Origin of the sequence: Streptomyces sp. NPDC020845 (assembly GCF_044334165.1) — a bacterium.
In the GTDB taxonomy this organism is placed as follows: Bacteria; Actinomycetota; Actinomycetes; order Streptomycetales; family Streptomycetaceae; genus Streptomyces.
In genome coordinates this window covers 43,265-61,543 of sequence record NZ_JBIRSJ010000011.1, presented here as the reverse complement: position 1 = coordinate 61,543, position 18,279 = coordinate 43,265, and the positions used below count along the sequence as shown (strand labels likewise).

At 72.4% G+C, this 18,279-nt stretch carries 15 protein-coding genes; 7 read left to right on the top strand and 8 right to left on the bottom strand.

All coding sequences use genetic code 11. The features are described 5' to 3' along the window. Nucleotides 1-4 precede the first annotated feature (4 nt). Both ACH4U7_RS28815 and ACH4U7_RS28810 read right to left on the bottom strand, forming a co-directional pair. On the bottom strand, nt 5-1,363 hold the full coding sequence (locus ACH4U7_RS28815) for a DUF1996 domain-containing protein (RefSeq protein ID WP_398530730.1): 1,359 nt from the start codon (nt 1,361-1,363) through the stop codon (nt 5-7). 168 nt (nt 1,364-1,531) lie between these two features. Continuing rightward, nucleotides 1,532-2,218, bottom strand: coding sequence for a response regulator (locus tag ACH4U7_RS28810; RefSeq protein ID WP_398531021.1), 687 nt, complete (start codon nt 2,216-2,218; stop codon nt 1,532-1,534). Between the two features lie 264 nt (nt 2,219-2,482). Here ACH4U7_RS28810 and tnpB point away from each other — a divergent pair, with 264 nt between their 5' ends. Beyond that, nucleotides 2,483-3,946, top strand: a complete 1,464-nt coding sequence (tnpB, locus tag ACH4U7_RS28805; RefSeq protein ID WP_398530729.1) for an IS607 family element RNA-guided endonuclease TnpB — start codon at nt 2,483-2,485, stop codon at nt 3,944-3,946. Between the two features lie 45 nt (nt 3,947-3,991). On the opposite strand, the gene ACH4U7_RS28800 is transcribed toward tnpB, so the two are convergent. After that, nucleotides 3,992-5,359 carry a sensor histidine kinase gene (locus ACH4U7_RS28800; protein WP_398530728.1) on the bottom strand — a complete coding sequence of 456 codons (1,368 nt, stop codon included), beginning with the start codon at nt 5,357-5,359 and terminating at the stop codon, nt 3,992-3,994. A gap of 218 nt (nt 5,360-5,577) precedes the next feature. On the opposite strand from ACH4U7_RS28800, the gene ACH4U7_RS28795 reads away from it, so the two are divergent. Continuing rightward, the gene (locus ACH4U7_RS28795) at nt 5,578-6,279 is read left to right on the top strand and encodes an ABC transporter ATP-binding protein (protein ID WP_398530727.1); all 702 of its coding nucleotides are present in this window, start codon (nt 5,578-5,580) and stop codon (nt 6,277-6,279) included. Continuing rightward, on the top strand, nt 6,276-8,717 hold the full coding sequence (locus tag ACH4U7_RS28790) for an FtsX-like permease family protein (protein ID WP_398530726.1): 2,442 nt from the start codon (nt 6,276-6,278) through the stop codon (nt 8,715-8,717). Before ACH4U7_RS28795 ends, ACH4U7_RS28790 begins: the two co-directional genes overlap by 4 nt. Nucleotides 8,718-9,093: 376 nt before the next feature. Here ACH4U7_RS28790 and ACH4U7_RS28785 read toward each other — a convergent pair whose 3' ends face one another. The 4 genes from ACH4U7_RS28785 to ACH4U7_RS28770 form a co-directional block, all read right to left on the bottom strand. After that, entirely contained in the window at nt 9,094-10,353 is a 1,260-nt protein-coding gene (locus tag ACH4U7_RS28785) for a serine/threonine-protein kinase (protein WP_398531020.1), read from the bottom strand. A 1,438-nt stretch (nt 10,354-11,791) separates the two neighbouring features. Continuing rightward, nucleotides 11,792-12,064: a twin-arginine translocase TatA/TatE family subunit gene (locus ACH4U7_RS28780; protein WP_398530725.1), complete on the bottom strand. Its 273-nt coding sequence runs from the start codon at nt 12,062-12,064 to the stop codon at nt 11,792-11,794. Then, complete coding sequence (locus ACH4U7_RS28775; protein WP_398530724.1) at nt 12,048-12,872, bottom strand: hypothetical protein; 825 nt, start codon at nt 12,870-12,872, stop codon at nt 12,048-12,050. Before ACH4U7_RS28775 ends, ACH4U7_RS28780 begins: the two co-directional genes overlap by 17 nt. A 103-nt stretch (nt 12,873-12,975) precedes the next feature. Continuing rightward, on the bottom strand, nt 12,976-13,551 hold the full coding sequence (locus ACH4U7_RS28770; protein WP_385622084.1) for a TerD family protein: 576 nt from the start codon (nt 13,549-13,551) through the stop codon (nt 12,976-12,978). Nucleotides 13,552-13,737: 186 nt separating this feature from the next. Between ACH4U7_RS28770 and ACH4U7_RS28765 the strand changes: the two genes are divergently transcribed. Both ACH4U7_RS28765 and ACH4U7_RS28760 read left to right on the top strand, forming a co-directional pair. Continuing rightward, the gene (locus ACH4U7_RS28765; protein WP_385622208.1) at nt 13,738-14,139 is read left to right on the top strand and encodes a BlaI/MecI/CopY family transcriptional regulator; all 402 of its coding nucleotides are present in this window, start codon (nt 13,738-13,740) and stop codon (nt 14,137-14,139) included. Between the two features lie 2 nt (nt 14,140-14,141). After that, nucleotides 14,142-15,083, top strand: coding sequence for a M56 family metallopeptidase (locus ACH4U7_RS28760; protein ID WP_398530723.1), 942 nt, complete (start codon nt 14,142-14,144; stop codon nt 15,081-15,083). A 16-nt stretch (nt 15,084-15,099) separates the two neighbouring features. On the opposite strand, the gene ACH4U7_RS28755 is transcribed toward ACH4U7_RS28760, so the two are convergent. After that, nucleotides 15,100-15,555: a tellurite resistance TerB family protein gene (locus tag ACH4U7_RS28755; protein ID WP_014178179.1), complete on the bottom strand. Its 456-nt coding sequence runs from the start codon at nt 15,553-15,555 to the stop codon at nt 15,100-15,102. 257 nt (nt 15,556-15,812) lie between these two features. Here ACH4U7_RS28755 and ACH4U7_RS28750 point away from each other — a divergent pair, with 257 nt between their 5' ends. Both ACH4U7_RS28750 and ACH4U7_RS28745 read left to right on the top strand, forming a co-directional pair. Then, on the top strand, nt 15,813-17,252 hold the full coding sequence (locus ACH4U7_RS28750) for a hemolysin family protein (protein ID WP_398530722.1): 1,440 nt from the start codon (nt 15,813-15,815) through the stop codon (nt 17,250-17,252). After that, complete coding sequence (locus tag ACH4U7_RS28745) at nt 17,249-18,274, top strand: hemolysin family protein (RefSeq protein ID WP_398530721.1); 1,026 nt, start codon at nt 17,249-17,251, stop codon at nt 18,272-18,274. The genes ACH4U7_RS28750 and ACH4U7_RS28745 overlap by 4 nt, the downstream gene beginning before the upstream one ends. Nucleotides 18,275-18,279: the final 5 nt, after the last annotated feature.

Genomic DNA, 18,279 nt, shown 5'->3' with positions numbered 1-18,279 from the left:
TGTGTCAGCCGCACTTGCGGCCGCTGTTGATGCAGCTCACGGCCTGCTTCATCAGCTTCTGCGACATTACGTTGATGAAGTCGCCGTGGTCCGTCACCGGCTTGTGCAACTGCTCGGGGAAGCTGTCCACCGCGAAGTTGCGGGCGCCGGGTGCGAGCTTGTAGGTGATCCGCTGGACCAGCTGCGGAATGGCCTTGAACCCCTGCTGGCACGAGCCGTCCGCGCGGGCGAACGCCACATGCGTACGGTGGTTCGCGCTGTCGATGTTCTTGCCGTCCCAGCAGCTCTGGAACTTGAACGTGCGCACCACGTTGCTGCCCTTCGGGCACACCGGGTACTTGTCCTTCAGCTGGCGGTTCTCGAATCCGGTGCAGCTCCAGGACGCGTTGGCGTTGGCCGTGCCGTTGGTGAACGCCTTGGCATCACCGGTGATGATGCGCAGGAACTTGGGCATCTCCACGACCTTGGAGACGGGGTTGCCCTTGAAGCTGAGCTGTACGGAGGTGGGCCGCAGGATGCGCCCCACGTTGCCCTCCGTACCGCCGCCCGGGGCGCCCGCGTCGAACTCCTTCGTGCCGTCCTGGAGCCGCAGGACCGGCCAGTAGTGGGTGGAGCGGTCGCCGTTGGTGCAGGTGGTCCCGGCGGATTCGAGGACCTGGTTGGAGGCGAAGGCGTCCGTCTTCTTGTTGCCGACGTAGTCGTGCATGTGGTGGGCGCCGTTGCTCACGCCGGGGGCCACGATGACGTTGTCGGAGTTGAAGTGCTTGTTCTCGTTGCGTCCGCAGCGCGAGGAGAAGGTGCCCTTGGAGCCCTTGGCCTGCACCCGGGGGTTCTTGACGTTGGGCCTGACCTTGCGGATGTCCACGAAGTCCGCCCGCTGCGGGCCGGACTGCTGCTGACCGCCCGTGCCCTGTGCGCCCGTGCCCTGGGCGCCCGCGGCCGGGGCCGCGTCCCCCGCCGCGGGGGTGTTCGGCGCCGCGGCCTGGGCGTTCGCGGCAGCCGCCTGGTCCTGCTTGAGCGTGCAGGCCGCAAGCGAGTCCAGGCCCGACGGGCGGGGCTGTACCTTCTCGATCTCGGTGGCGATCCGGTCCAGGGTCTGCCGCCGTTCGGATGTCAGCGGGTCCAGTACGCGGGTGCGTACGGACTCCTGGTCGGCTTTCGCGCCCGGCTCCGCGAGCCGCTGGTACGCGTCGGCGACCTGGCTGTCCATCTTCGCCAGCTCGTTGTTGACGGCGGGCCGCGCTTGCTGCGGCACGTTCGACAGGCTGGTGGCGACATCCGGGCACTTGACCGTCATGCCGGCCCGGGCGGCCGCTTGCTGCGCCGGGGTCTCCTTGGCGGCCGAGGCGTTGTTGTCGGTCATCAGGAGCGCTCCGCCCCCGACAGCCAAGGCCGTCACGCCGACCACGGACATAACGATCACTCGGGACCGCTTATGTCTCTTCCTGTTTTTCACCGGGCCGCCCCTCATCGGTTGTCGTCGCATACCGAAGAGATACGTAAACGGGGGCGGTTCTTCTCAGGGTTGTTCTCAGCCGCCCACGGCATCCCGTCGCGCACCGGGGCTGACCAGCCCGGTTTCATACGCCACGACCACGGCCTGGACCCGGTCGCGCAGCCCGAGCTTGGCGAGGATGCGGGCGACATGGGTCTTGACGGTGGCCTCGGAGAGGTGGAGGCGGGCGGCGAGTTCGGCGTTGGACAGGCCCTGGGCCAGCAGCCGCAGCACCTCCGCCTCGCGCGGGGTCAGCGCGGCCAGGTCGCGGTGGAGCGCGGAGGTGTCGGGGTCGCGGCGGGCGTAACGCTCCACGAGGCGGCGGGTGATGGCCGGGGCCAGCAGCGCGTCGCCGTCGCGGACCATGCGGACGGCGGCGACCAGATGCTCGGGGGTGACGTCCTTGAGGAGGAAGCCGCTGGCCCCGGCGGACAGCGCCGCGTAGACGAAATGGTCGAGGTCGAACGTGGTCAGGATGATTACGCGGGGCTCGCCGGGGGCACCGGCCAGAATGCGCCGGGTGGCCTCCAGGCCGTCCACCTCCGGCATCCGGATGTCCATCAGCACCACATCCGGCCGGGTGCGCCGGACCGCCTCGACGGCCTCGGCGCCGTCCGCCGCCTCGGCGACGACGTCGATGCCGTCGGCCGCCAGGATCATCGTGAAACCAGTACGGACGAGCGCCTGATCGTCGGCGACCACCACGCGCAGCGGCCCGGTCACCTCTCCTCCAGGGGGCACATCTCCTCCAGGGGGATGACAGCTGCCGAGTAATCCATCAGTGCATCTCAGTCTCTCTCGGTTTGTGTCGTGATGGCGTGAAGCTCTCTGACCGGGGCGGTGTGTCATGGCGTGTCCTGCCTGGTATGGGCCCGGGTCTTTGCCTTCCCGGATGGAAACGGGTGTTCCTTCGTCGAATGCGTGACCTTTGTGTGTGGTGCTCGCTGGGTGCGGTGAGGGGATCTTCGAGCAGGGGGAGGCAGCCACGTGAGGGGGAAGTTCGGGCCGCGGTCTGGCTGTGTGGTGCAGGCTTACAAGTTCGCTCTCGATCCGAACGCGGGGCAGGGGCGGGCGCTGCGCTCGCATTGCGGTGCCGCCCGTGCCGCCTATAACTGGGCCGTGTCGTGGGTGACGGCCTCGTGGTGGCAGCGCAGGGCCGAAGCCACCTACGGCTTGGGTGAGGAGGAGTTGACGCCGTGGCGGCCGTGGTCGCTGCCCGCGCTGCGCAAGGAGTTCAACCGGATCAAGGCCACCGACCCGAGATTCGCCGGGCGGTGGGAGGAGAATTCCAAGGAGGCATACAACACCGGCCTGGCGAACGCGGCCGCCGCGTTCGACAACTACGCCAAGTCCAAGCAGGGCAAACGCAAAGGGCGCCGGATGGGTGTCCCGCGCCGGAAGCCGAAGCGGAAGGCCCGCCTGACGTGCCGGTTCACCACCGGCACGATCCGCCTGGAGCCGGACGGCCGACACGTCACCCTGCCCCGGCTGGGCACGATCCGCACCCACGAACCCACGCGGAAACTCCTGGCCGGCATCCAGGCCGGCATGGCGCGCATCCTGTCCGCGACCGTCCGGCATGAGCGCGGGCGATGGTTCGTCTCCCTCCAGGTGGAGGCAGCCCGGGAGATCACCCGCGTTGCCCGGCCGGATACGGCGGTCGGGATCGACCTGGGCGTGGGGCACCTCGCGGTCCTGGCCGACAGTTCCGGCCAGACACGGTACGAGCCGAACCCGAAGCACCTGGACGGCGTCCTCAAACTGCTGAGGTTCCACTCCCGCCGCGTCTGCCGGCGGCAGGGTCCTGACCGCAGGACCGGCCGGAAGCCGTCGAGGCGGTGGGAGAAGGCCAACCGCGAGCGCAACAGGCGCCACCACCGGGTGGCGAACCTGCGCACCGATGCGCTGCACAAGTTCACCACCCGTGTGCGTGCCGAGTACGGGACCGTGGCGGTCGAGGACCTCAACGTCGCCGGAATGCTCCGCAACAAACGGCTCGCCCGCCGTGTGGCCGATGCCGGGTTCGGGGAGATCCGGCGCCAGCTCACCTACAAGGGCCAACGGAACGCCTGTCCCACCATCGTGGCGGACCGCTGGTACCCCAGCTCCAAGACCTGCTCGAACTGCGGCGTGGTGAAAGCCAAGCTGCCGCTGCATGTTCGAGTCTTCACCTGCGATGCCTGCGGCCTGGTCCTGGACCGGGACGAGAACGCAGGGCGCAATCTGGTCGCTCTCGCGGCGGCCTGTACCACTGGTACCGGAGTGGCCGGAGACCAGGACACGCCGCGCGTGTCGAAGCCCCGTGGAGCCGACCGCAAGACCCGTCGCCAACGCCTCGGCCGGAACACCGGCCGGGGCGGGCGGGCAGGTGGCGCAAGCCTGCCGCATCCGCGGCGGAAGGAAACGGGAGACCGTCGTCAGGACGCCGAAGCGCAACTCGCGCTCTGGTGACACCGTCACGGACCTTTCAGGCAGAAACGTCTGGAATGCTGAGAGTCACTGAGACTTTGAGCAACGGATGGTTGCTTCGACGCGGTAACCGCCACCGGGGCGTGGCCCGGTGTGCAGGGTCCCACCGTAGACGGCCAGCCGCTCGCGCAGGCCGATCAGCCCGCGCCCGCCGCCGGCCGCCGCGGACGCGCTCGGGGTGCCGCCGGTGTCGGTGACCGCCACCCGCAGCCGGTCGTCGCCGTAGTCGACGGTGACCGCCGCCTTCGATCCGGCCGCGTGTTTCACGGTGTTGGTCAGCGCCTCCTGCACCACGCGGTACGCGGCGAGGCCGACCCCGGACGGTACGGGGCGCGGCGTCCCGGACACGGTGAGCTCGACTGGCAGCCCGGCTTCCCGCACCCGGGCGACCAGCGCGTCCAACTGGCCCAGGCCCGGCTGTGGGGCGAGGTCCGGGGCCAGGTCCGAGGTGGCCTCGGCCTTGTCGGAGGCGCCGCCTCTGGCGCCGTCGTCCATCGTCAGCAGGCCCATGGCGTGGCGCAGTTCGGCCATGGCCGCCCGGCCGCTCGCCTCGACCGCGAGCAGCGCCTCGCGGGCCCGGTCGGGGGTGGCCGCCATGACCTTGCGGGCGGCCCCCGCCTGGATGATCATCACGCTCACGTTGTGCGTCACCACGTCATGCAACTCGCGCGCGATACGGGCGCGTTCCTGCTCGGCGGCGCGGCGCAACTCCTCGGCCCGCTCGCGCTCCAGCGCCGACATGCGCGCGTGGCTCTCGCCGGCCCGCAGCTGCCAGGTGCGCAGCCCATTGGCCGCCACCACGATCGGCACCAGGATCAGCAGCGGGACGTACTCGTTCTGGACGACGGGCAGCGAGCCGTCCGCGAGCCTGCTCAGCGCGAACACCGCCACCGGCAGACTCGCCAGCGTGGCCACCCGGTACGGGCTGTAGGCCGCGGCGCCGTAGGCGGCGATCACGCAGGCGTACGAGGTGATCCTGGGCGTCTCCGTCGGCGTCAGCGCGACCGCGACCGTCACGATCCACAGCACGGCGAGCGGATACCGGCGGCGCAGCGCGAGCGGCGCCGAGGCGAGCACCGCCACGGCCGCCGGGACGAACCAGCCGCCCTGCCAGTCCGGGACCGGGGGCGGGCCGCCCGGGAGCAGCGGCGGCGCGGGTGGGGGCTCGGGCTCGGGCGATCCGGCGGGGAACCACGGCTCGACCACGCCGTCGACGACCGCCCTGACCTGCCCGTCCGCGTGCTCCACGGCGTACTGGACCGTGACGACGGCCAGGACCAGCGCCAGCGCCGCGTCGAAGACCAGGCCGCGGCGGGTGGGGCGGGGCAGCGGGCCGGTCGCGCGCTTGAGCGCCTTGGCCGCTCCGCGCAGCCGGTCCGCCAACGGCACGTTCATCACCGGCCCATTCTGGCCACCGGCCCGGCCCCGCCACATCCTCCCGCCGGTCCTGGGGGCCGTCCGCCCGTACATCGCTCGCCTACATCGCGGGGATGACACCGGCCACCCTCATCCCAGCGCGGTACTGGAAATGCCCCGGCCGAGCGACGTGCCCCGGCAGGCCCCACGCCTAGCGTCCAATCGCGCCAGACGCGTACGTATCGAGGGAGATGTGCATGACCACGCCGGTGATCGAACTGCGGGATGTGAGCCGCGGATACGACGGGGGGCCGCCCGCGCTGGACGACGTGTCGCTGACCGTGCGGCCCGGGGAGGCCGTCGCGGTCCTCGGGCCGTCCGGCAGCGGCAAGTCCACACTGCTCAATCTGATCGCGGGCCTGGACCGGCCGGACTCCGGAACGGTCACGGTGGACGGCGTGCGCGTGGACACCCTGGGCGAGGCGGCTTCGGCGCGCTTCCGGCGCGCGAAGATCGGCATGGTCTTCCAGTTCTTCAATCTGCTCGACGATCTGACCGTCGAGGACAACGTCGCCCTGCCCGCGCGCATGGCGGGCCGGTCGCGCGGCGCGGCTCACCGGCGCGCGGCCGAACTGCTCCAGTCGCTCGGCGTCGACCGGCACGCCGACGCCTACCCGGGCCGGCTGTCCGGCGGCGAGCGGCAGCGCGTCGCGGTGGCCCGGGCCCTGGTCAACCGGCCCGCGCTGCTGCTGGCCGACGAGCCGACCGGAGCGCTGGACACCGCCGCGGGCGAGGCCGTCCGCGATCTGCTCACCGAGCTCAACGCCGCCGGGCAGACGGTGGTCCTGGTCACCCACGATCTCGGGCTCGCGCAGTCCTGTACGACGCGTACGGTCCGGCTGGTCGACGGCCGGATCGCCGCAGAAGGGCACACCGTCATGGCGGAGGAGGCCCGATGAGCGCCCTGGGCCGCGTCGTGCGCTCGGGGGTGCGCCGCCGCCGGGTGCAGAACGCAGTGATCGGCCTGGCCACCACGATGGCGGTGACCGCGGCCGTCCTGTGCGCCTCGCTGCTCGTGGCCTCCAGCGCGCCGTTCGCCGACGCCTTCGCCAAGCAGCGCGGCGCGCATCTGTCGGTGCGGTACGACGCGGCCAAGGCCACGGCCGCGCAGTTGGCCGGGTCCGCGGACGCCCGTGGGGTCACGGCGGCGGCCGGGCCCTTCCCGACCGCGTCGGTCACCCCGAGCCTCGACGGCCAGAAGCTCGCACCGATGTCGGTCGTCGGCCGCGCCGATCCCGGCCGCGATCCGGTCGACCGCGTCACCCTGACCCAGGGGGTCTGGGCCACCCGGCCCGGCCAGATCGTGCTGTCCGCCGAGGCCGGCGTGCCCCCTTCGCCGGGCCTGCGGTTGAACTTCCCCGACCTGCCCGGCGACCCGACGCTGACCGTGGTCGGCGTGGCCCGCTCGGTCAGCCGCACCGCCGACGCCTGGGTGGCCCCCTCCCAGATCGCCGCGCTGACCGGGCCCGGCGTTCGCCCCGGCTATCAGATGCTCTACCGCTTCGCTCACGCGGACACCGGCGCCCGGATCGCCGCGGGGCGCGCGGCGGTGACGGCGGCGGTGCCCGCCGGGGCGCGGGTCGGCGACCAGCCCTGGCTCGCCGTCAAACGGGAGGCCGAGCAGGAGACCGCGGTGTTCGTGCCGTTCCTCGTCGCCTTCGGCGTGCTCGGCCTGATCATGGCGGTGCTGATCGTGGGGAATGTGGTGGCCGGTGCGGTCGGCGGCGGGCTGCGGCGGATCGGCGTCCTCAAGGCGCTCGGGTTCACCCCCGCCCAGGTCGTACGGGCCTATATGGCCCAGGCCCTGATCCCGGCGGCGTTCGGCACCGTGGTCGGCGTCGTAGCGGGCGTCCTCCTGACCCGTCCCGTTCTGTCCCAGGCCGAAGAGGCTTACGGAACCGCCGCGTTGACGATTGTCCCGTGGGTCGTGGTCGCGGTCGCCGCCGGGGCGCTCGGCCTGGTGGCGGTGACCGCGTGGGCGAGCGCGGCACGGGCCGGTCGGCTGCGGGCCGTAGACGCGCTCGCCTTCGGCCGCTCCGCGCGCCCGAGCCGCGGCCGGGCGGTGGTCCGGCTGACCGGGCGGCTCCCGCTGCCCCGCCCGATCGGCCTCGGCCTGGCCCGCCCCTTCGCCCGCCCCGCCCGCGCCGCCGCGATGGTCGCGGCCGTCGCCTTCGGGGCCACCGCCGTCACCTTCGCCGTGGGCCTGGCCGCCTCGCTGAACCGGGTGCAGGACGCCAGGGAGCACGACAGGGCCGATGTCACGGTCGACGCCAACGCGGCGGTCCTCGGCCCGGACGGAGGCCCCGGCCCCGAGGGCGGCCCCGGCTCGAACGGCGGTCCCGGCTCGAACGGCGGTCCCGGCACGGACAACGGGTCCGGCCCGCACCGCAAGGGCCCGGGCGGTCCGCCGCGGATCACGGCCGACCCCGCCGCGATCACCGCGGCGATCAAGGCCCAACCGGGGACCCGCGCGTACTACGCCACCGCCGCCACCGAGGTGACCATCGCCGGGCTGTCCGGCACCACCGATCTCCACACCTTCGCCGGGGACGCCACCTGGGCCAACTACCAGAAGGTCTCCGGCAGATGGTTCGAGCAGCCGGGCGAGGCCGTCGTACCGACCCAGTTTCTCGCCGCCACCGGCACCCGGCTCGGGGACACCGTCGCCCTGAACCACGACGGCAAGACGATCCGGGTCCGGATGGTGGGAGAGGTCTTCGACCCCCGGAACCAGGGCATGAACGTCCTCACCGACGCCGCGACGCTCGCCCCCACGGGCACTCCTGTCGACAGCTACCGCATCACTCTCAAGCCCGGCACGGACGCGGCCGCTTACGTCACCGCCCTGAACTCCGCGCTCGGCTCGCTGGACGTCACCGCGCACACCGGCCCCTCCGGGGGCGAGAGCGAGCTGATCCTCGTCCTCGACGCGCTGGCCGCGCTCCTCACCCTGATGCTCGTCGCCGTCGCTGGGCTGGGCGTGCTCAACGCGGTCGTCCTCGACACCCGCGAACGCGTCCACGACCTGGGCGTCCACAAAGCGCTCGGCATGACCCCGCGGCAGACCGTCGCGATGGTCCTCGCCTCGGTCGTCGTGGTGGGTCTTGCGGGCGGCGCCCTCGGCGTCCCGGCCGGTCTGGCCCTGCACGCGGCGGTCGTCCCCGCCATGGGCCACAGCGCCGGACTCACCCTCCCCACCTCGGCCCTCGACGTCTACGCCTCGCCCGAGCTGCTTCTGCTCGGCCTCGGCGGCCTGCTGATCGCGGCCACCGGGGCCCTGCTCCCCGCGGGCTGGGCGGCCCGGACGCGTACGGCCACGGCGCTGCGTACGGAGTGAGGCGGAGGAGAACGGGGGGGCAGGGGCGGGCGCTCGGCCGCGCCTGCCCCTGCCCTGCGTGCTGCCCGGCCGTTCCCGTCCCTGCCCTGCGTGCTGCCCGGCCGTTCCCGTCCCTGCCCTGCGTGCTGCCCGGCCGTTCCCGTCCCGGCCCACGGGGCCTGGTCAGCCCGGCGTGCCCCTCAGCAACAGCCGACTGTCCCCCACGAGTTCAGCACGCCCCGTGCCCATGCGGTCCTGGCAGCCGCCTCGGCGGACCTCCAGGCGAAGGCGCCACGGCCCGAGGCTCAGAGCCCCCGCCATCGCCTTCGTCGGCGCCCCCGGTTGTCCCAGATGCGATAGCCGCCTGGCACCCCTCGGGCGACGTACCGCCGTCTATTCACGGGGAGCTGGTCGGAGGGGACGTCGTGCCGTGCGGGCTGTCCGCCGAGCTGTTGTCGGTCGAGAACCAGGCGATGCCGATCAGGACCGCGGCGATGAAGGCCACGGCACCGGCGATCAGGCTCGCCACTCTCGGTCGGCGCCTGATGAGTTCGCGAGCGCCGCGCCGCTTCGCGGGCGTGGCCGCGGGCGTGGACGCGGGCGCGGGCGTGGACGCGAAAGGGGACGTGGATGGGGACGCCGACGTGGACCGGTGGCCGCGGGCCGGGCGGCGGGCGGGGGCGGGCTGCGGCAGGCGGTACGTGGCCACGGAGGGCGTCTCCGGCGCACGGGGCGGGCCCGCTGCAGGCGCGGCCGCGGGCGGGGCCTGCGGCGTCGCGGTGCCGAAAACCTGGGCGTGCGGGGGCGGGCCCGGCATGGGCGCGGGTGCGGGCTGTGGCATGGGCTCCGGGTGGCCCTGCCAGGCGCCCGAGCCGAACCAGTCGGCGATGTGCTGCGCGGTGGGGCGCCCCTCGGGCTGCTTCGCGAGCATGCCGAGCAGATAGTTCTCGAACGCGGGCGGCAGGCCCGCGCCCCGCTGACTGGGCGGCAAGGGCGCGGCGTCGATGTGCTGGGCGAGCGTGGCGGCGGAGGTGTCGGCCTGGAACGGCGGGGTTCCGGTGAGCAGTTGGTAGAGCAGACAGCCCAGGGAGTACACGTCGGAGGCCGGGCTCGCGGGCCGTCCCAGAGCGCGCTCGGGGGCGAGGTAGAGGCTGGTGCCGATGATCTGCCCCGCCGTGGTGAGCGCGGTGGCGGGGTCGTCGACGAACCGGGCGATCCCGAAGTCGCCGATTTTGACCGTGCCGTCGGCGTCTGACATCAGGTTGCCCGGTTTGATGTCCCGGTGGACGATCCCCGTACGGTGCGCGGAGGCCAGCCCCGCGGCCGCCTGGGCGGCGATGACGGCCACCCGCTCGGCGCGGAGCGCGCCTTGGGCGGTCAACTCCTGGGCCAGGCTCTGGCCTTCGACGAGCTCCATCACCAGATAGAAGCGGCCGTCACGCGCCCCGAAGTCGAACACGCCGACGATGTTGGGGTGACTCAGCCGGGCCGCCGTCTGGGCCTCCAGCCGGAAGCGGGCCGCCGCCTGCGACGCGGGGTCGTCTCCGAGCAGCAGTTTGACGGCCACGGTCCGTCTCAGCACTTCATCGGTGGCCCGCCAGACCTCGCCCATCCCACCGCGGCCTATGGGTGTCTCCAACCGGTACCGATCCGCCACCAGCACGTGTGCACCAACCTCTATCCTGACCGACTCTGAGCAAACCGACGCCGACGGACAGCAGCACCGTACGAGGAGGTAGGTGGTGGGGGGACCGCGACGTTTTCAGGGTACCGAGCGCGGCTGCTGAGGTCTTCGCCGTCCGGGGCGGACAGGCACGGCATCGGACGTGGGTGTGATGTACGTCATGCCCGCTGAGTGTCTTCCGGAGCCGCTGAGCAACGGCGGCTGAAGTGGTGCAGCCCGGGCAGGGCTTGCAGCCGTTGGTGAGTCTGCCCTGCTGACCGCAGGCGCGGGCGGTCTTCGCCCGAAGCGCGGCCCGGCGCTCGGGGACGGGAATGTGCCGACGACTGGGGCGGCTACCCACTCGCCGATGACCGCTTCCGCATCAGCGGAAAGCTTCTGTGGTTCGAAGTCACGGCGCACCGCGAGGCGTTCGACGTGGCGACTTGAGCGCTTCGCTTCGCTGTGCTGCGGGTTGGCTGTGCTGCGGGTTGGCTGCGCTGCGCCTGGGCCTGTGCGCCGTCTCGCGGCATTCGGTTCACGCGGGTGCGGGTTTCGTCTCGGACCCTCCGGGTCCAAAGCGCCAGCAGGAGGGGGGAAGGGGGGCGGCTGGTCCGTTGTCCTGGTTCCTTGGCCCGGTGGGTGGCTGAGCTCAAGACAGGCTCCGCTGCGCTCCGCCGCAGCTGCTGCCGCGCGGTGGCCGACCACTGCATTCAGCGGTGCGCTGGTCCGGGGTGCGGGAGCGCGACGGACGGGCCGGCGCCGTTGGGCGGCATGGTCCGGTCGCCGAGTGCGGGCATCGTCTCGCGCCTTTGGCGCAAAGCGGCCAGCAGCGGGGAGGGGAGGGGGTGCCGGAGGCGTCGTCGCCGTCTTGCCCAAGTGGTGTTCACCGGCTGGTGGGCGGTGGGACGGTGGGTGGTCGCCTGGGGCGGTGGGTGCCGGTCCGGTTGGGCTCTCCCCCCACCCCCTCTTAAAAAAATGCTTGCTTTATATCAAGTACTGCATCAAGCGTTTTTCTAAGAGGGGGTGGGGGAGGGGCGGTCCTGCCCGTCGGTGCTGGCCTGTCCGTCGCGCTCCCGCGTCCCCGGCCGAGCGCACCGTTGGGCTGATTGGTCGGCCACCGCGCGGCAGCAGCTGCGGTGGAGCGCAGCGGAGCCTGTTTTGAGCTCGGCCGCCTGCCGGGCCGAGGGATCGGGACGCCGGGTCGGCCGCCCCCTTTCCCCTCCTCCTGCTGGCGCTTTGGACCCGGAGGGTCCGAGACGAAACCCGCGCCCGCGTGAGCCGAATGCCGCGAGACGGCGCCTAGGCACAGGCGAGAGCGCTCTGTGCGTGGCGCTGTGCGTCGGGCTGCTCACCCTCTTCCGTGAGCGCTGTGCGGGCTCGGGGCGGCTCCGCCGTGAGTTGGCGGCCGGCCGGAGGGGGCGGCCGGCGCGGGTCAGCGCTGCCCGGTGCCGGTGCCGGTGCCGCTGTTGGGGTCGGTCGTCTCCGTCCGGGACCGGATGACATCGCCGGGCTCGGCGCGGATCACGCGGTGCCCGGACCCGTCCTCGGTGACGGCGGGCTGGTCGTCGGACTTCATCGCCTTGGCCTCGCTCTTGAGGATGCGGGCCGACTTGCCCATGGAGCGGACCAGGTCGGGAAGTTTCCTGGCCCCGAGGATGACGATGACGACGATGAGGAGGAGCGACAGCTCACTTATCCCGAGCATCGGTACCTGCTTTCTTCGCTGAGTGGTGGGGTGGGGTGAAGACAGGGCCGGAGAAGTCGGGGCTCGCGTAGTCAGGGCTGGCGTAGTCGGGGCTGGAGTAGCCGAGGCGCGGACGGCGGATGAGTTCCGCCGTCTCCTGTGGGCGATTGTCGCGCAGTCGCCCGCGCAGATACGGCAGGACTCCGCGTTCGAGGAGGGCCAGCCGCCAGGCGTCGCGGGCCGCGGCGATGCCGTCCCGGTGCCGCTCGGCCCGGTCGACGGGTGTGGCGCGGTGCCGTACGGCGGTGGTGAACAGCCAGATGGCTCCGGCGGCGGTGGTGACGGCCGCGATGACAGCGGTGGTGTGCGCGGCGGTCAACAGGGTGTCGGCCATTCGGTGTTGGGAGGCGCTGAGCCCCAGGGTGTGACCGAGAAGAAGGAAGACCACGGTCGCCACCGTGGCCAGCACGGGCGTCAGAACCGCCAGCGCGGGCAGCAACCCCTGCCCGCCCGGCCCGGGCCCGACCCCGGACCCGTCCGCGGGCCTGTCCCCGGATACGGCCGGGCCTCCGGCCGTCGCGTCCGGCAACGCCGGCGCGCGCTGCCGGACATAAGCGCCGTACTCGGTCGCCGCCGCCACCGCGATGGACGCGGCGTCCGCCAGGGCCTGGGAGCGCAGCTCCTCGAGGTCCGGGCCCTCGGCGGAGCCGTTCCGCAGGGCCGTACGGATCTCCGGGGTGTTCAGCGCCTGGTGCAGCACCTGCTCGAAGTCGGGTCTGTCCGCCGCGTCCAATGCCTGCGGTGCCTGGGATGCGTACGGGCCGGTCATGTCCGTTCCCTCGGTGAGTTGGAACCAGCCGGTGCCGCCGCCGGGCCGGGGCGCCCAAGGGCCCGGCCCGTGCCCGGCAGCGGCGGCGGTGGTGGCGGGGACGTCAGACGCCGACCCCGTAGTCGGAGGCGATGCCCGCCAGGCCGGAGGCATAGCCCTGGCCGACCGCGCGGAACTTCCACTCCGCGCCGTGGCGGTACAGCTCACCGAAGACCATGGCGGTCTCGGACGCGGCGTCCTCGCTGAGGTCGTAGCGGGCGAGCTCGTTGCCGTCGGCCTGGTTGACGACGCGGATGAAGGCGTTGCGGACCTGGCCGAAGCTCTGGCCGCGGGATTCGGCGTCGTGGATGGAGACCGGGAAGACGATCTTGGTGATCTCGGCGGGCACGGCGGCGAGGTTGACCTTGATGGACTCGTCGTCGCCGTCGCCCTCGCCGGTGAGGTTGTCGCCGGTGTGCTCGACCGAGCCGTCGGGGCTCTTGAGGTTGTTGTAGAAGACGAAGTGCTGGTTGGAGGGGACCTTCCCGGCTTCGTCGCAGAGCAGGGCGCTGGCGTCGAGGTCGTAGTCGGTGCCCGTCGTGGTCCGTACGTCCCAGCCGAGGCCGACCAGGACCGCGGTCAGGCCCGGTGCCTCCTTGCTGAGCGAGACGTTGCCGCCTTTGGACAGGGAAACTCCCACGATCTCCTCCTGTGTTCGGTGTGCTGGTTGACGGGCCCGGAGGAAAAATCTACAGCACTGTAGAAGAAATGGGAGGGCGATGTGGGCCCGCGGAGGCGGTACGGTCCTGTGGCGGCCGGTCGCGCGTGGCGCGTCGCCCGCGCGGTGCGGCCTGGCGGAGGGAGACGGACGGTGAGGCACGACCCCTTGAACCCGGACGAGGGCGGTCCGCGCCCGCGTTCCCGCCGGCGCGGGCAGGGCGAGCTGGAGGCGCAGGTCCTGGATCTGCTGTGCCGGGCGGGTGGCCCGGTCACGGCGGCCTGGGTGCAGGAGCGGCTCGAGGGTGACCTGGCGTATACGACGGTGATGACGATCCTGTCCCGGCTGCACACCAAGCAGGCGGTGGCGCGGGAGCGGGTGGGCCGGTCGTTCGTATGGCGGGCCGAGGCCAACGAGGCGGGCCTGGCCGCGCTGCGGATGCGCCGGGTGCTGGATGGCCAGGACGACCGGGAGGCCGTGCTGGCGAGCTTTGTGACCGGGCTGTCGGCGGACGACGAGCGGCTGCTGCGCGATCTGCTGAGCGAGGCGGCGGGGGAGCCGGAGGACTGACCATGGGCGTGTTCGTCTTCCTCCCCCTGGTGCTGCCGCTGACGGCGCTGCCGATCGCGCGCCTGGCCGAGCAGCATCTGCATCCGCGCGCCGCCACCCGCCTGCTGTCGTTCGTCGGGGGCGTGCTCGCGCTGTGCTCGACGCTGTGCCTGGGCCTGTTGGTCGTCGTCGGCACGGCCCAACTGCCGGGCAATCCGCTCCCGGACGGCTGGTCCGACCCCGAGGTGCGGGCGGCGGTGCCGTACGACGAGGTGGCCGGGAAGGCCGCGATCGGCGCGCTGGCCGTGGTGGCCACCGGCTGTGTGGCGACCCTGGTGCGGCATGTGACGGTACGGCGGCGGGCCCAGGCGGCGCTGGACGGCATGCCGGACTCGCCGGTCGCGGTGCTGCCCGACGGCAAGGCGTATGCGTACGCCCTGCCCGGCGGGCCGGGTGGGTGCCGGGCGCGGATCGTCGTCTCCACCGCGATGCTGGACTGTCTGAACGCCCGCGAAGGGCAGGCGCTGATCGCCCATGAGCAGGCACATCTGGCCGGGCGGCACCATCGCTACCTGCTGGTGGCCCAGCTGGCGGCGCGGGCGAACCCCCTGCTGCACGCGCTGCGCGCCGCGGTGGCCTACTGCGCGGAGCGATGGGCGGACGAGGAGGCGGCCGGAGAGGTCGGGGACCGCAGGGTGATGGCGCGGGCGGTCGGCAAGGCGGCGCTGGTCTCGCGGGGCACACCCGCCCCCACGCTGGCCGGATTCGCCGCCCCCGGGCCGGTGCCGCGGCGGGTGGCCGCGCTGCTGGGGCCGGTGCCGCCCGCGCGCTGGTGGCCGCCCGCGGCCACGGCGGCCGGTCTGGCCGCCTGGATCGCGGCCGCCGGCACCGCCGCGTCCGCGCTGTCCTCGGCGAACGCGGCGGTGGCGCTGTTCCTCGTCCTGCAGGCGGCCACCCCGCTGTAACGGGCGGACCGTCTGTTTACAGGTCGAACTCGGCCGGCGGCAGCTCCAGGGCGAAGCAGGCCTCGCGCACGACGCCCTGCTCGGTCTTGTCGAAGTTGCCGTCGGCGCCGCCGATGACGATGCCGATCTGGATGACGGCCCGCGCCTCGGCCGGCTTCTTCTTCGCCTTGGCGATCTCCTGCAACAGGCTGACCTTGCCGAACTCGAAGTCGGCGGTGATCTTGTTGAGGTAGTCGTTGAAGCGACGCTGCAGGTCGTCCGCGGCGAAGTTCTGCAGCACCTCGTTGGTGGCGATGAGCTGGGCGACGCGCTGCCGCTCGGACGGGTCGACGCTGCCGTCCGCCGCCGCGACCAGGGCGCACATCGCCATGCTCGCGTCGCGGAACGCACCGCTCTTCAGGTCGTTCTTCTTCGCGACGAGCTGGGTCTGCATCGTCTGGGCGGAATCCTTGATGCGATCCCACAGGGCCATGAGAACTCCGTATGTGTGTTGTTTCTACAGTGGTGTAAAAACTAGCAGGGTGCGGTCGAGGTGGGTCTGCGTGATGGCCACCGTAGTCCCGGACGGGAATGCTTTACCATCTCTTTACGTTGAATGAGCGATGAACCTGAGCCATGAAGATGAACCCGAGCGATGAAAAGGAGCGGTAGACCCGCCATGGGCGAACCTCCCAGTACCGGCCGTGCCACCCCCCGTCGGCAGTCGAGCGATGAGCGGAGGGTGGCACGGTGACCGAGGTCCTGCTGCTCCTGCTGGCGCTACTGCTCACCCTGGCCTGCGCGGTCTTCGTGGCCGCCGAGTTCTCGCTCACCACCATCGAGCGCGGTGAGCTGGAGCGCGCGGTCGAGGCTGGCGAGCGCGGCGCCGAGGGCGCGCTGGCGGCCGTCCGAAGGCTGACCTTCCAGCTGTCCGGGGCCCAACTGGGCATCACGGTCACCTCCCTGGTGATCGGCATGCTCGCCGAGCCCTCCCTGGCCGCGCTGTTGCTCAGGCCCCTGCGGGCCGTCGGCCTGGGCGCGGCCGCCTCCTCGGTGGCCACGGTGCTGGGCGTGGCCCTGTCCACCGTGGTGCTGATGGTGGTCGGCGAGCTGGTGCCCAAGAACTGGGCGATCTCCCGCCCGCTGGCCGTGGCCAAGGTGGTCGCGGGCCCGCAGCGCGGCTTCACCGCCGCCTTCTCGCCGTTCATCCGCCACCTCAACAACACCGCCAACCGCTTTGTACGCCGCCTCGGCCTGGAGCCCGCACAGGAGCTGGCCGGCGCCCGTACCCCCGAGGAGCTGGTGGCCCTCGCCCGCCACTCCGCCGCGCAGGGGGCCATCGAGCCGGACTCGGCCGAACTGTTCGTGCGCACCCTCCACCTGGGCGAGCTGACCGCCGAGAACGTGATGACCCCGCGCGTGGACGTCCAGGCGCTGGAGTCCCACGCCACCGCCGTCGACGCCGCCAATCTCACCTTCGCCACTGGTCTGTCCCGCTTCCCCGTCTACCGCAACAGCCTGGACGAGGTCATCGGCACCGTCCACATCCGTGACGTCCTCGCCCTGGACGCCGCCAAGCGCGCCGCCACCCCCGTCACCGACCTGATCACCCCGCCGCTGCTGGTGCCCGACACCCTCCCTGTCGCCACCCTGCTTCAGCGGCTGCGCGCCGAGCGCGTCATGGCCGTGGTCATCGACGAGTACGGCGGCACCGCCGGGGTCGCCACCGTCGAGGACGTCGTCGAGGAGGTCATCGGCGAGGTACGTGACGAACACGACCCCTTCGATCCCCCCGACCTGCTGCCCGCGCCGCCCACCGACGACGGTCGCGCCGTCTGGGAGGCCGACGGCGGCGTCCGCCTCGACCAGCTCGCCGGTATCGGCCTCGCCGCGCCCGACGGCCCGTACGAGACCCTGGCCGGGCTGCTCGCCACCCGCCTGGGGCGCATCCCCGAGGAGGGCGACACCGTCCATCTCGACGGCTGGGACCTGACCGTCCTCGACGTCGACCACCACCGCGCCGACCGCGTCACCATCACCGCCCCGGCGCGGCCCGCCACCGAGCCCGCAGCCGGACTCGCCACCGAGTCCGCGACGGAGCCCGCCGCCGAGTCCACGTCCGAGTCCACGTCCGGGCCCGCCACCGGGCCCGCCGCCGAGCGCGCGATCGAGAAGGAGGACGCCCGATGACCGTTCTACAGCTGGCCATCGGCGCCCTCACCCTGCTCACCAACGCCTTCTTCGTCGGCGCCGAGTTCGCCCTGATCTCGGTGCGCCGCAGCCAGATCGAACCCGCCGCCCAGGCGGGTTCGCGGCGGGCCCGCACCGTGCTGTGGGCGCTGGAGCACCTGTCCGCCCTGCTGGCCACCGCCCAGCTGGGCATCACCATCTCCTCGCTGGTCCTGGGCGCGGTCGCCGAACCGGCCATCGCCCATCTGCTGGAGCCCGGTTTCGACGCGGTGCACGTCCCGCACGGCCTGGTGCACCCGATCGCCTTCGTGCTGGCCCTCACCGCGGCCACGTATCTGCACATGCTCATCGGCGAGATGGTCCCCAAGAACATCGCCCTCGCCGCCCCCGAGCGCACCGCGCTGCTGCTCGGCCCGCCCCTGGTGGCCCTCACCCGCGCGCTGCGCCCCGTCGTCTTCGGCATCAACGCCTTCGCCAACACGCTGCTGCGGCTGCTGAAGGTCGAGCCCAAGGACGAGGTCGAGTCGGTCTTCACCGACGACGAGCTCATCCGGCTGGTCCGGGACTCCAGCGCCGCGGGGCTGCTGGACCCCTCCGGCAGCGAGCGGCTGCGCGACGCCCTGGAGCTGGGCACCCGGCGGGTCGGCGACATCCTGGTGCCGCTGGACGAGATGGTCACCGTCGGCCCCGAGGTCACCCCCGACCAGCTGGAGCGCGCCGCGGCCGCCTCCGGCTACTCCCGGCTGCCGGTGATCGGCCCGGCCGGGGCGGTGCTCGGCTATCTGCACATCAAGGACACCCTCGGGGCGGCCAACCGGGACAAGCCCTTCCCGCGCACCGCCCTGCACACCGTCACCCGCGTACGGGCCGACACCCCGCTGGACGACACCCTCACCGCGATGCGCGGCGCGGGCACCCATCTGGCGGCGGTGACCGGTGACGACGGCGGTGCGGTGCTCGGCTTCGTCACCATGACGGATGTCCTGGACGAACTCGTGGGTCCCGAGCCCACTGTCGTCTAAGTATG

Bases quoted from the DNA above. Each gene is read 5' to 3' on its own strand.
- ACH4U7_RS28790 (WP_398530726.1), top strand. From the start codon at position 6,276: ATGAGCGCCCTGGGCCGCGTCGTGCGCTCGGGGGTGCGCCGCCGCCGG.
- ACH4U7_RS28775 (WP_398530724.1), bottom strand. From the start codon at position 12,872: ATGACCGGCCCGTACGCATCCCAGGCACCGCAGGCATTGGACGCGGCG.
- ACH4U7_RS28815 (WP_398530730.1), bottom strand. From the start codon at position 1,363: ATGACCGACAACAACGCCTCGGCCGCCAAGGAGACCCCGGCGCAGCAA.
- ACH4U7_RS28760 (WP_398530723.1), top strand. From the start codon at position 14,142: ATGGGCGTGTTCGTCTTCCTCCCCCTGGTGCTGCCGCTGACGGCGCTG.
- ACH4U7_RS28745 (WP_398530721.1), top strand. From the start codon at position 17,249: ATGACCGTTCTACAGCTGGCCATCGGCGCCCTCACCCTGCTCACCAAC.
- ACH4U7_RS28755 (WP_014178179.1), bottom strand. From the start codon at position 15,555: ATGGCCCTGTGGGATCGCATCAAGGATTCCGCCCAGACGATGCAGACC.
- ACH4U7_RS28800 (WP_398530728.1), bottom strand. From the start codon at position 5,359: ATGAACGTGCCGTTGGCGGACCGGCTGCGCGGAGCGGCCAAGGCGCTC.
- ACH4U7_RS28780 (WP_398530725.1), bottom strand. From the start codon at position 12,064: ATGCTCGGGATAAGTGAGCTGTCGCTCCTCCTCATCGTCGTCATCGTC.
- ACH4U7_RS28795 (WP_398530727.1), top strand. From the start codon at position 5,578: ATGACCACGCCGGTGATCGAACTGCGGGATGTGAGCCGCGGATACGAC.